General features: G+C 69.1%; 7 protein-coding genes. 6 read left to right on the top strand and 1 reads right to left on the bottom strand.

Annotated features, from left to right (window positions below; translation table 11 throughout):
• The first annotated feature begins 463 nt into the window (after positions 1 to 463).
• The 6 genes from D7V88_RS12885 to D7V88_RS12910 all read left to right on the top strand — a co-directional run bounded on the left by D7V88_RS12885 (position 464) and on the right by D7V88_RS12910 (position 11,552).
• Positions 464 to 4,120, top strand: coding sequence for an AsmA family protein (locus D7V88_RS12885; RefSeq protein WP_341870673.1), 3,657 nt, complete (start codon positions 464 to 466; stop codon positions 4,118 to 4,120).
• Positions 4,117 to 4,656: a DUF1318 domain-containing protein gene (locus D7V88_RS12890; RefSeq protein WP_120540935.1), complete on the top strand. Its 540-nt coding sequence runs from the start codon at positions 4,117 to 4,119 to the stop codon at positions 4,654 to 4,656. The genes D7V88_RS12885 and D7V88_RS12890 overlap by 4 nt, the downstream gene beginning before the upstream one ends.
• Positions 4,650 to 8,111: a TolB-like translocation protein gene (locus D7V88_RS12895; protein WP_244238117.1), complete on the top strand. Its 3,462-nt coding sequence runs from the start codon at positions 4,650 to 4,652 to the stop codon at positions 8,109 to 8,111. Before D7V88_RS12890 ends, D7V88_RS12895 begins: the two co-directional genes overlap by 7 nt.
• A gap of 160 nt (positions 8,112 to 8,271) precedes the next feature.
• The gene (locus D7V88_RS12900) at positions 8,272 to 8,655 is read left to right on the top strand and encodes a hypothetical protein (RefSeq protein ID WP_244238118.1); all 384 of its coding nucleotides are present in this window, start codon (positions 8,272 to 8,274) and stop codon (positions 8,653 to 8,655) included.
• 75 nt (positions 8,656 to 8,730) lie between these two features.
• Complete coding sequence (locus tag D7V88_RS12905; RefSeq protein WP_120540937.1) at positions 8,731 to 9,867, top strand: hypothetical protein; 1,137 nt, start codon at positions 8,731 to 8,733, stop codon at positions 9,865 to 9,867.
• A 188-nt stretch (positions 9,868 to 10,055) separates the two neighbouring features.
• Positions 10,056 to 11,552, top strand: coding sequence for a hypothetical protein (locus D7V88_RS12910; RefSeq protein ID WP_120540938.1), 1,497 nt, complete (start codon positions 10,056 to 10,058; stop codon positions 11,550 to 11,552).
• A gap of 53 nt (positions 11,553 to 11,605) precedes the next feature.
• On the opposite strand, the gene D7V88_RS12915 is transcribed toward D7V88_RS12910, so the two are convergent.
• Positions 11,606 to 13,432, bottom strand: coding sequence for a fibronectin type III domain-containing protein (locus D7V88_RS12915; RefSeq protein ID WP_120540939.1), 1,827 nt, complete (start codon positions 13,430 to 13,432; stop codon positions 11,606 to 11,608).
• Between the last annotated feature and the right edge of the window lie 19 nt (positions 13,433 to 13,451).

Consider the following 13,451-nt stretch of genomic DNA (forward strand, 5'->3'; position numbering starts at 1 on the left):
ACGTATCGACCAGATTGAGGGGGCTGGAGCAGTAGCTGCCAGCCCCCCGACGGGCGTGCGCCAATCTGGGGGCACCCGCAATGCCCTTTCCGCCGGCCCCGCTGGCTCCAGCACAGAGCACCCTCGCTCGCGGGGTGTTGAGCCCCAAGTCGTCATTGAGCCACAGTTGGCCACGTCCCTCTTTGACCCCGAACGTGGGTGGCGTGGACCGACTTCGGAGGAGCAAGGTCCACAGCTTCGTGCGTAACCCCTCCAAACCGCTGGCGGGCGCCCCGGCGGGAATGGCGCCCTCCGCCTTCGGTTGAAGCAGAAACGGGGCACACGGTGCCGCCCTGCCTGCCCTCCGTCTTCCGAGAGGACCTCCGATTGAAGCCCGATTCCACCACATGGTAGGACACGGGTGGCCGGCTCGCCTCGACGGAACACCATGGAATCCCCCGGAGCTGTACGGCCTCGTCGGCGATTGAAGCGGATCCTCGCGGGCACGCTGCTCGTGCTCGTCGCGACCGTCGTGCTGCTCCTGGCCACCGGGGCGGTCCTGCTGCACCACCTGGACCATCCCTGGCTGAAACAACGCATCGTCTCCCAGGTGGAAGCGGCCAGTGGCCTGCGGGTGGACTACCAGGCAGCCCGCGTCGCGGTGCTCTCGGGGTTGCGCCTGGAAGGACTGGTGGTGCGGACTCCGCCGCCCTTCGAGGCCGCCGCTCCCGAACTGCTGCGCGTCGGAACACTGGAGGCGCACTGGTCTCCCGGTGACCTGCTGAGCCAGACACCCCGCGTGGAACGGGTGGTCGCGCGCGACGTGGTCTTCACCCAGGTCGCCGATGAGGCGGGCCCCACCTCCCTTGATGCGGTGACAGGGCCCGAAGCCCCGGAGCCGGCGCCGCTCGAAGCTCCCCTCGGAGCCTCCCGACAGGCCGCTGACTTCCTGTCCTCCGCTCCACCGTTCGGGAAGATCGAGCTGTCGGGCATCTCGCTGGGGTACGTCCGCGTCCACAACGGAGCCGTGGTCGACCGCTGGTCCCTGCGCGGACTCGCGGCCATGGTCGAAGCGAAACGCCACGACGGGGAATGGAAGCTCTTCGCGGAGCTGGGCCAGCCCGGAAGGCCCCTGCCACTCGTGCTGGGCCGCGAAGCTCCCACCGTGCCCCCAGCGCAGGCCGAGCTGGAGTTGGCCCTCTCCGCGGAAGTGGGTGCCTCCGCCGCACGCGCCCGGGTAGACCTCGACGTCGCGCGGCAGTCCTTCGATCCCCGGTTCACGGTCCGCACGCTGCTGCATGGCGCGGTGTCGGCGAAGTTCAACGGCGAACAGCAACACATCACCGTCGACCTGGACCGCACCCGGCTGACCGACAGCGCCGAAGTGCAGGCGCAGTTGGTGCTTCCGGATGCGGCGAACCTCCCGCCCGTCTTGAACCGGGCCCTGGCGGACGTGGACCTGGGACGGCTGTTGCAAGCGCTCCCTCCGGACCTGCGGCCCATCACCCTCGAGCGCGGCAAGGTGCACCTGGATGCCCAGGACGTCACGCTCAGCGCCATGCCCCAACTGGGGGCGCAGGGCAGGCTCGGGCTGGAGGTGGAGGTCGCGGCGCTCCAGCACGCCCAGGACTCGCTCCGGCTGTCGCTCGGCGGGGGACGCATCTCCCTGACGGCGACCCCGGATCCGCAGCAGGGGCTCACTGCCCAGCTCGGCTTCGCACTCCAGGGATTGGACATCCGGGGCCCCTCCGCGCTGCGCATCCCCAAGGCCTCCGGCGAGCTGAAGGGTCACCAGTTGCGGCCTGACCCCGCATCGCCCCTCCAGGTCGCGGGAGATGTCGTCCTGTCTGGAATGGTGGAGGCCCTGGAGGCCCGCGCCTCCGGGCTCCAGGTGGTGGCGAAGCGTCTGGGATTGCAGCTCCAGGCTCCGCTCGCCGGCAAGCCGCCCTTCACGCTGAAGGCAGACATGCCCGTGGAGTTGCTCCAGGTCGTCACGGCGGAGGGACGCGAGCTGCTGAAGGGCCCGGTGACCGTGAAGCTCCACGCATCGGACGTGTTCCCCGGTTGGGAAGACCCCCAGCGCAGCCGAGCCCGAGCCCGTCTGGACCTCGACGCCGGGACGCTGCACGCATCGCTGGATGCCACCAAGGGCACCGACGACCTCGCCTACACCCTCGACGTCCAGACCCCGGACCTCGTCGTCGCCCGGCCCTTCCTCCCGGACGAAGTCGCCGCGCATCTTCCCTGGAAGCAGTTGGGTGTGGCCGTGGCGTCCAAAGGCAAGCTGACGGCCCTCTTCTCCGCCTCGCCCCGGGTGGAGCATCGGACGGAGCTGCGCTTGCAGCGTCCGGGCTGGGACGATGTGACGGCGCGCGACGCCACCTTCGTCCTGAGCTCCCACGGCGACTCCTGGCGGCATCAGGGCGAGCTGGACCTCCAGGTCGAAGGGCTGCGCATCGGCGACAGCGACGCGGGCGCCCAGCATCAACGCCTCACGGTGGACATGGATCGCCGCAAGCCATCGCTTCGACTGGGACTCACCAGCCAGGCCGGGCTGAAGGTCACTGTCGACGCCGCGCTGGCCTTCGACCGCAAGACCCGGGGGCTTCGCGTGGATGTGAAGGGCGACCTTCCGCCACTCGGTCCCCTCTCGCCCCTCCTGGTCCGGGCCCGGGTGCCCAAGGAACTGGAGCCCTCGCGAATGGCCTTCACCGGCGAGGTCCACGGCACGCTGTTCGGCCTGCTCGCGGGCATCGCCCCGGACGGGACCCCGCGCCTCACCCCGGATCCACTGCGCACCATCGCCTTCGAGGGAACCGCGGTGGTGGACGGGCAGGGGCTGCGCTGGCGACAGGACGGCCTGTCCATCAACCTCCCCCAAGCGAACTGGAAGGCCGAATCCCACGTCGACGGGTCCCGGCGCAGCCTGCACAGCCACCTGACGGCGGAAAAGCTCTCCGTGAACCTGAACGACCGCCGGCTGTCGCTCGCTGGCGTGTCGAGCGAGACCACCGTCTCCTTCACCGACAAGCTGGAAGCGGCTGAGATTGAAGGCAGACACGAGGTGAAGGTCCGCACCCTCGAACAGAAGCCGGCGCTGCCCTACCCCCTCCCCGTCCAGGACCTGGAGGCGTCGTTCACCCTCCGCCACCAACCCCATGGCGTCATCCACGTCCCCGACCTGAAGCTGTCCAACCCGGGGACCGGGACCCAACTCAACATCCAGGGGCGGCTCGACCTGAGCGACGGCCGGCGCCGTCTGGCCTTCCGGGGGGCCCTGGAGCAGGACCTGGCCCGGATCGCGCAACCCGGCCGCATCGAGAGCAGCGGCAAGGTCTCCGTCGACTTCCGGGTGGCTTCGCCCGACCTCGTGAGCTTCCGGACCCTCTCCCACCTGGTCTTCCAGAACGTGAACCTGCGGATGCCTGAGTCGGGCATCGCCATCGAAACGCTCGATGGCAGCGTGCCGCTGGCGGAGAACGTGCAGTTCTCCGAGGGCCAGGCGCGGCTGATGAACGACAGCGACGTCAATCCCTACTCGATGCTCCGCTTCGCCGACCAGCATCCCCTGATGTCTGGCAGCAGCTTCGTGTCGGTGGGCCGCATCACCACGCCCATGCTCACCATCGCGCCCCTGGCCGGCAACCTGTCCATCCACCAGAACGTGGTGTCCATGAGCCAGTTGGAGATGGGCGTCCGGGGCGGGCGCATCACCGGCCAGTGCCTGCTGGACTGGCAGGGCAAGAACTCCACGCTGGAGGCCCACGTGCGCGCGACGGGCGTGAAGTCGTCCCGGGGCGAGCCCTTCGACGGCAATGCCGCCGTGGTCATCTCCGCCCGCGAGCGCAGCGTCAACGGGCGCGCGGAGATCCTTCGCATCGGCAACCGCCACCTGCTCGACCTGCTCGACCTGGAGGATCCACGCCACGTGGACCCCGCCACCAACCGCGTCCGCTACGCCTTGGGACTGGGTTATCCGGAACACGTGCGGGTGAGCTTCAATCACGGCTTTGGCAGCCTGCGCATCACCATGGGCGGACTGGCCAGGCTGATCAGCATCGATGAGATTCGCGGCATCCCCATGGGGCCGCTCGTCGACCGGATGCTCCTTTCCCTGACTCCACCAGAGGCCACGCCATGAAACACCGTGGGTTGCTGCTCCTGGCCGCCCTGGCCGCTCCCGGCTGCATCCGCGCTCCGGAGATCGTCATGGTCGACCGCGCGACGGCGCTTGAGGAACAGGCCGCGGGTTCGTTCAAGGACGTGGAGCAGCGGCTGGCCCGAGCGGGCATGAGCCCGACGCCCGTGCCGCTCACGCCCAACCAACTGGAGGATCTGGGCATCCAGCCCACGCCGCTCATCGAGAACCTCGGCAGGACGCCAGCGGACCGCGTGGACGACCTGCTGCGCCGCCACTGCGTGGGCGAGGGCCGCGAGGGGCTGCTGGTGGACACCCGGCGCAAGTGCCAGGCCGGGCGCCTTTCCTCCGACGACGTGGCGCTGATGGAGCGGGTGAACCGGGGCCGGATGCAGTTGTGGCAGTGGATGCACTCGGTGCGCCCGGGCGTGCCGGAAGCAACGCTGCGCAAGAACTGGCAGCAGGCGCACGCCGAAGGGGTGGTCTGCGGCGGCTGGGTCGAAGCGGGGGACGGCACCTGGGGAGAGAAGAAGTGCTGACGCCCGGGGGCCGGTGGTTCGCGCTCCTGTCCGTGCTCCTGGCGGGCGTGGCCGGGGCCCAGGATGACGAGCCCGACGGGGGCATGCGCACGCTCTCGCGGCTCACCGTAGGCATGGGGGACCAGTTCCTGGGTCAGTTGGCGCCGGATGGCAACACGCTGCTCTTCGTGTCCAACCGCAACATCGCGACCGAGCTCTACACCCAGGACCTGGAGCAGGGCCGCGAGCGGCGCCTCTTCGACGAAGGCGCGGACGTGACGTGGCCGCGCATCAGCCCCGATGGCAAGCGCCTGCTCTACATCTCGTTCCGGACCCAGGCCGGCGGACAGTTGTGCGTGAGGGACCTGCCGGCCGCCGAGGAGCGCCACTGCCTGGAGGAAGAGACGAGCGCGCTCCAGGCGGAGTGGATCGACAACGCGCACATCGCGCTGGTCAGCCGCGCGAGCATCCAGGGAGACCTGCGCCTCTCGCGTGTCGCGGTGGAGCGCGAGTGGAGCGTGCGCCCGCTGCTCGTGCGCAACCTGACCAGCCCCACGGTCTCCCACGACGGACGCTGGCTGGTGTACGTCCCCATCGAACGCTCCGTGCAGCAGGTGGGCCCGGGCTTCGCCGCGCGCGCCGCGCCCCATCTGGAGGCGCTCCGGCTGGACCGCCCCGACGCGGCCCCCATCCCGCTGGCGCTCGACCTGCCGGGGCAGACCGGCCAGCCCGTGTTCGCCCGCGACGGGCGCTCGCTGTACGTGGTGCAGTTCTTCACCGACTCCAACGCGGATGGAGTGATTGACGCCAGCGACAGCGGGGTGTTGTTCCGGGTGCCCTTCGCTTCCGACCAGGAGGACGCGCCCCAACAAGCCGCCACCTCCAGTCCGGACCAGCTCACCAGCGTGGCCTGGAGCTGCCAGTACCCGGCACCCGCGGACGCGTCACTCATCGCGACCTGTTCGCGCGACCAGTCGCTGGATGTGTATCAACTGCCGCTGGATGGGCTCGTCCCCAGCGACTGGGACGTGCCCCGCCTCAATGAAGAGCTGGGGATGGTGGGAAGGCGCGCGGATCAACTGCTGCTCTACCGGCAGCGCCTGCTGCGCGAAGCACGCCCCAAGCCGCGCCGGCTGCTGATGATGCGCCTGAGCCAGCTCCACCTGGCGTTCGAGGACTTCGACGCGGCGACCTTCTACGCCCGCCACATGTCGTCCGTGGAAGACCCCGCCACCCAGGGCCTGGCGGAGCCGTTGCGGATCCTCATCGACCACCGCAAGGCCATGAAGGAGCGCGAGCGCGGCCGCATGGTGGACGAGTTGAGCGAAGCCGAACAGCAACGCATGGCCGCGTTGGATCCCGCGCATGCGCCCAGCCCGCCGTCCGCCGTCTTCCAGCACGTGGTGCGCAGTGAGTTGGCGGAGGCGTCGGGCGACATCACCCAGGCGCGACAGGAATTGGAGGCGGCCCAACTGACGGACACCACGCCGCGCGCGGTGCTGGAGGCATGGTTCGAACGCGCGGACGCGCTGTACCGGATGCTCGATGACCGGGAGGCCCTGCTCGACGCCGGCCGCCGGCTGTCCACGAACAAGGTCTTCCGTGAAGACGACCAGCTCGACTTCGCCCGCGCCGCTGTCCGCGCGCTGTACCGGGGACGCCCCTACGCGGAAGCGGATGCCGCGATGGCCCAGGCGCTCGGGGCGGCGCCCGCCGGGTCCGCGTATGCCTTTGCCCTGGAGCTGGGCCGGCACGTCAATGCCTTGCACGAAGAGCGCCCGCCCCGCCCCGTCCGGGATGCGCTGATGGCCTTCTACCATCAGCAGAAGGACCCGCTCCGGCGGCGCGCGGTGGTGCAGGATGCCGTCGAGCGCGCGGCAAGCCTCGGCGCGGATGGGGTGATGGAAGCCCTGGCGTCGGCCTACGTCGAGGACGCCCCCGCCGGCACCGAGGAGGCCCGCCGGGCAGACCGGCTGTTCCGCCGCGCGATGATGGGCCGCGCCTACCGCCGGATGGGAAGGCAGCGCCTGGACGAAGCCCGCGCCGACTTCGACCTCGTGACGCGGCGGACGGGCTCACTGGAGAGCGCCGTCGAATCCATGAGCCTGCGACTGCGGGCCGGCGTCAGTCCGGAGGTGGTGGAGCAGGAGGTCACCACCACGTCCGCGAAGATGCGCGAACCGCTCAAGCGCTTCGTGAAGGCCTATGTCACGACACGCCGGATGACCAAGCTGGAGGACGACGCCCACGCGAAGGCAGTGGCGACGGCCGTGAAGGAGCTGCGCGCGGCCTGGCCGGAGCTGAAGAACCAGCGCGCGGCGCGGGCCCTGTATGGCGCCATCCAGCATGAGGACTTCCTGCGCGGCCACGACCCCGCCGCCGCCGAGCGCGCCAACCGGCACTACCTGGTCGCCCTGGACTTGGTGCGCAACAACATCCGCTACAAGGCCATGGTGCTGGGCGCACTGGGGATGTTGCACACGCAGGTGGGCAACTACCACATCGCCCTGGGCTACCTGGACCAGCGCGACGCGTATCCCTACGTGGACAACGCGGCGGGGGTGGCGGTGTCGCTGGCCCGCGCCCGGGCGCTCCTGCATGTCGGCAAGGAGGCGGAGTCCGCGCAGGCGGCGGACAAGGCCCTGGCCCTGGTGGATGCCGCTCCGAAGCTGGCCCGGTTCGTCCCCCTGACCCTGGATCGCGCGGCCCTCTACAACCTCGCGGCGGGCCGGTTCGAACGGGCCCTGGCGCTCTACGGTCGCGAGCTGCCGCTCGTGGAAGCCAGTCCCCGCGACGAGGCGGGGCTGCGCAACCGGCTGGTGGTGCGCCTGTCCCGCAGCGCCGCCGCGTTGGGCGCGGGTCAGCCCCAACAGGCGCTGGAGGACCTCAATCAGGTGGAGCGAGACCTGGCGCTCCCCGCCGTGCGGGCCACGCTGAGCCAGGCGCGAGCCACACCCCGGCAGATCCACCGCGCCTACGGCATCATCGCCGCGGGCCTGCGCGCCAACGCGGAGACCCGGCTCGGGCGCCTGGACGCCGCGGCGCAAGCGCTCGAACAACGGCGCGCGCTGTTCCTGGAGCAGTTCGATGAGACGGACCGCGACGAGGACGTCCGCGCGGTGACGCTGGCGGAGCTGCGATTGGCCGAGAATGCCGTGGACCGCCAGGACCCGGCACTGGCGGCGCGCTGGCTGGGCAAGGCGCTGGAACATGCCGACGCCCTGAAGGAGCGCACCCACGCGCCCGTCGATGCCGGTCAACTGGACGTGCTCTGGTTCGCGGCGCAACTGCATGCGCAGGAGAACACGCGGATGCCCTTCGACGTGTCCCAGCGCATGGGTGAGGCGCGGCGCACCCTCATCGAGCAGCACGACTCCGTCTGGCGCGCCTATCGGGCGTGGTTCGACATCTACGTGGCGCTCGGCCGCTCGGAGGTCACCCCGGTAGCAGCGGACACCCCGGGCCAGCCTCCTTGAATCCGCATGGCAAGCCCAAAGGCCCCTGATCATCGCCTTCTGGACAAAGCAGGGAAGAAACGTTTAGCTCGATCCCAGGGAAACTCGTTTCCCTTCTCCCTTGGGGTCGATCATGAAGAGCTCTACGCTGTTTGCGTCACTTTCAGTGGCTGTCCTGGGCATGGGTTCCGCGCACGCAGCGACCCTGACCTTCACGGTCCAGAACAAGATCACCACCAGCGACATCATCAACACCTTCACGAACACGTGCACGCCCATCATCCCGAGCCTCGGCACGGTCCTGGCCGGTACGACGTCGGGCATGCACCAGCTCAACTGCGGCACGTCCACGGCCGTTGGATTTCGATACGCGAGCGGGACCAAGACCTGTACCTTCAACCTGAGCTCCATCTACACCCCCGCCAACCCGTTCCTGGGCACCTCCGAGTACTGGACGCCGAGCGGCACGGCCACCTCCAATGGCAGCACGCTCGCGACCTGCAAGGCGACCCTGACTGGCATTGGATCGAGCGGCAGCTACACCTGGGCGCTGTCGATGCAGTGATGCGCCGAGGGATGTGCGCAGTGGCTCGTCTCGGGCGAAGCGCCGCCCTACACTGCCGCCATCCCCGGAGGCTTGATGCACTCGAAGAGACTTCACCGGTTGCCCGCGACCACGGCACGCTCACTGGTCGCGGGGCTCGTGCTCGCCTGCGCCACGGGCTGTTCAGACGATGAAGGGCCGGGCGTGGACGTGCCCAACCCGCTCACCAATCCCAAGGACGGCCCACCCGCCGGCAATCCGAACGCGGAGGCCACGTGCAGCGTGCCCGCCGAGGCAGGGCTCGCGGACGTCTCCAAGCCCACCACCGTCGTTGGTAGCGGAACGCCCGCGAGCTGCACCTCCGCGGCCTTCATCGAGGCCGTGGCGAAGGGCGGCGTCATCACCTTCGACTGCGGACCGGAGCCCGTCACCCTCACGCTCGACAAGACGGCGAAGGTCTTCAACGACAAGGGACCGGACATCGTCATCGACGGCAAGGGGCTGGTGACGCTCAGCGGGGCGGGCAAGCACCGCATCCTGTACATGAACACCTGCGACCAGAAGCAGGTGTGGACGACCTCCCACTGCCAGAACCAGGACCACCCCCGGCTGACGCTCCAGAACCTCACGTTCGTGGACGCCAGCTCCAAGAGCGAGACGGAGTTCGACGGAGGCGGGGCGGTCTGGGTGCGCGGTGGGCGGGTGAAGGTCATCAACTCCCGCTTCTTCAACAACACGTGCGCGGATGTCGGGCCCGACGTCGGAGGTGGCGCCCTCCGGGTGTTCAGCCAGTACGAAGGGCGGCCCGTCTACGTGGTGAACACGACCTTCGGTGGCAAGGAGGGCTATGGCGGCGTCTGCTCCAACGGCGGCGGCATCAGCAGCATCGGCGTGTCGTGGACCGTCATCAACAGCCTCTTCTCCCACAACCGTGCCATCGGCAACGGCGCGAACCCCTCCAGCCCAGGCACCCCGGGCGGAGGCAGCGGCGGCGCCATCTACAACGACGGCAACACGATGACGCTGTCGCTCTGCGGCACGCGAATCGAACACAACGAGGTCAACGCCCACGGCAGCGCCATCTTCTTCGTGAGCAACGACCACTCGGGCGACATCCGCATCGACCGCTCGGTCATCCAGAACAACAAGGGTGGCTCCTGGTACGTGACGTATCCCCAGATTTCGAATCACTCGGATACGCCCATCAAGGTGACGAACTCCACGATCGAGTAGAGCCAGACGCATCCGGCCTCACGCGCCGAAGCAGCAAGGCCGACACCGGGAGCGGCCCTCGCCCCCGGTGTCCCCACGCGCCCTGGACACGAGCACGGCCGAAACCACTCCCACCTCCTCGCGGTACGTCTTGCGGCGCATTGCCTCACCTCCCACCTTCCGGCCACGTCGGGCCGGAAGGAGTCGCAATGCGTGCAAGCCATTGGGGCAGTTGGATGTGTCTGGGGCTGGCGGTGTGGGGTTGTGGCGGCTCCCAGGAGGGTGAAACGCCCCTGGCGGCGGAGCAGACCCGCGAGGTGAATGCCCAGGCGTGCCCGGTCGGGGTGGCGTCGCGGGTGAAGGTCGTCCATCCCCCGGGGCCGACGACCTACGCGACCCTGAATGAGCTCACCGACGTCCAGGGGAAGCTCTATTTCACAACCCTCAGCGGCCCGTCCAACAACACCGGCGCGACCTTGTGGAGCAGCGATGGCACGGAGGCAGGCACCGTCCGGGTGAGGGCATTCGGGGAGTCCATCTCCCGCCTGGAGGAGCTGGTGGCGGTGGGCAACAAGCTCTTCTTCCAGTTCTACGAGCCGAACACGGACACGGAGCAACTCTGGGCCAGCGAAGGGACGTCCGGAACCACCCGGTTCGTGAAGGCCTTCACGTCGGATGTCTACATCGACTCGATGATCCATCCCACCACCGTCAACGGCCGCCTGCTCTTCTTCCATCCGATCGCGGAGACGGAGACGGAGCCCTTCCGGGTGGAGCTGTGGCGTTCGGACGGGACGGACGTAGGCACGCGACGGGTGGGCAACTTCAGCGAGTACATTGCCGGGTTCAACCTGCCAGAGCCCCTGCTGGCAGGAAACGCGCTGCTCTTCATCCGCATCCAGGACTCGGGCACCTCGCTGTGGCGCACCGACGGTACGGTGGCGGGAACCCGGTCCCTCATGCAGTTGGATGCGGGCAGGGCGAGTCTCCATGAGGTGGGCCGAGCAGGGAGCCTGGGCCTGTTCACCTTGTATGACTTTCCGAACTACGAGTTCTGGAAGACGGATGGCACGGAGGCGGGGACCGTCCGGCTGGAGTCGTTCGGCCACTCCGTCCGCTTGCTTGGGGTGCTGGACGGAGGCGTCTATCTGTCGTCCGTGGAGGAAGCCACGCAGCGGGTAAGCATCCACCGCCTCTCATTGAACGGCGGGGAGAAGACGCGCGTCACCACGCTGCCCAATAACGACACAGGCCTGTACACCTACGTGCAGCGGGCGACCGTCTCCGGGGGCCGCATCTATTTCTCGGTGGCCTTCGTAGGCGAGGGGTCCGAGCCCGAGCGCGTGGAACTGTGGGCGCTCCAGGGCGCATCCAGCGCGTCCCGCCCCACCCGACTCTTCAGCTCGCTGAGCCGGGGCGACGTCTTCACGAGCAGCCCCCTGTTCGCCACCGGCGAGGGCCCCGTCCTCTTCACCGGTTCCTCCACCGGCTTGTCCGCCGAGCCCTGGTTCACCCGAGGCACCGTGGCGACGACCGGCCAGTTGGCGGACATCGGCCCGGGATTGACGGGCTCCGCGACCCAGGAGTTCGTCCGCGTGGGCAGTCGCGTCTACTTTCCCGCCACGGATGACACCGGCCTGCCCCAGCTCTGGTCCGTGCCGGCCTCCTTCACCTGCCCGGCGGGGTTGAGCCAAACGCAGGAGTGACACGGCCCGCATCGTCCACCGGCCCACGACCGGTGGACGATGCGGTCCCATCCCTACGGATACGTGTCCAGGTAGGCGCGGTGGCTGTTGGAGAACTCGAAGTGGGTGAACTTGTCCCAGTTGATGGACCAGGTCATCAGCCCCTTGAAGCCCGGGTAGCCGCCCGCCTTGCGCAGCACATAGGTGCCGCCGAAGGACTGGCCCTTCATCAGGTAGTCCAGCGCCTTCTGCACGTTGGCCGGCGTCGTGTAGCCACCGCCCGCGGCCTGCGGCGAGGACGGCAGCCCGATGATGACCTGCGCGGGCTCGAGCGCCGGGAAGACCGCGCTCGCGTTGCCGCCCACGGGGAAGCCCTGGAGCAGCATCTCCGCCATGGCCACGTGGAAGTCCGGCGTGCTCTGCGCGTAGGCACGGCCATCCAGCGCCGTCACCGTGCCGGTGTTGTAGTGCTGCACGTGCAGGTACGTCAGCCGGTCACGCAGCGCGTAGATGACGGGCAGGTAGGCGCCCCAGGGGCCGCCGTAGGCCGCGTAGCCACCCTGCACGTAGGCGGTCTCCGGGGCCATGGTGAGCAGGAAGCCTGAGCCATTGGCGTTGAGCAACTGCCGGGTGCCGGCGATGAGGTTCTGGATGCGGGGCGTGGTGGGGTTGCGGAAGTCGGTGTCCCCGCCGTTGAGCGCCAGGGACGCGCCCTCCAGGTCCAGGTCCAGGCCGTCAAAACCATACGTGTTGATGAGCCCCTGCATGCTGGTGACGAAGTTCTGCTTCGCCGCCGCGTCGTCCAGGTGAATGGTGCCGTTCGCGCCGCCCAGGGAGATGAGCACCTTGCGGCCCTGCGCCTTGAGCGCGGCGATGTCTGATTTGAACTCCGCGACCGTGGCGTTGTACGGCGTGAAGCCCATGGTGCCGGAGCCCGCGCCCGCCACCGGCTCCGCGAAGGCGACCTGGATGACATTGAACTTGGAGGAGATGTCACGCAGCCGGATGTTGGTGGAGCCGTTGTCGAAGTTGTGCCAGTAGCCAACCAGCACCTTGCTGCCCTGCGGCGCGGTGTTGCTCGTCGTGGCGGCGATGCTGTTGCTGGCGGAGGACCGGTTGCCGGCCGCGTCGCGCGCCTTCGCGGTGAAGGTGTACGTGGTGTTGGCTGAAAGGCCCGTCACGGTGGCGCTGAGCGTGGTGCTGGTGGTCGCGGGCGTCGTGGCGCCATTGACGAAGATTTCGTAACCGGTGACAGCCACGTTGTCGGACGACGCGTTGAACGCCAGGGCGACGCTGCTGGACGTCACGCCGGTGGAGCGCAGGGAGCCGGGCGCGGTGGGCGCCTGGGTGTCGGGCAGGGGCCGCGTGGGCGTGGTGGTGCTGAACGCCGCGCTCGCCGCCGAACGGTTGCCCGCCGCGTCGCGCGCCTTCACGGTGAAGGTGTACGTGGTGTTCGCTGCCAGACCCGTCACGGTGGCGCTCGCCGAAGCGCTGGTGGCCGAGGCCGTCGCGCTGGCGTTGACGAAGACTTCGTAGCCAGTGACGCCCACGTTGTCGGACGAAGCGCCCCACGTCAGCGACACGCTGTCGAACGTCTTGGAGGGAGCGCCAAGGCCGGTGGGTGCGGTGGGGGCCTGCGTGTCCGCGGGAGGATTTCCGGTGCGCTCCAGCCACAGGGCGAGCACGTTGGGCGGCTCCCAGCCCACCAGGGACGTGTGGGACTGCCGGCAGTCGTAGCCCTTTCCGCCATACGACGCGATGTCGCCCACGACGTACGCGACGCCCGGGGCCCAGGCCCCCCGGTCCGCAGCGGCGGCCAGGGCGGGGAACAACATCAGGAGCAGCGCGGCGGCAACCATCCGCGCGGACCGGACGGCGCGCGAGGGGGAATGGGGATGCATGGGGTGAAGCCTCCCAGGG

The sequence above is a fragment of the Corallococcus terminator genome, from assembly GCF_003611635.1.
Taxonomy (GTDB): Bacteria; Myxococcota; Myxococcia; order Myxococcales; family Myxococcaceae; genus Corallococcus; species Corallococcus terminator.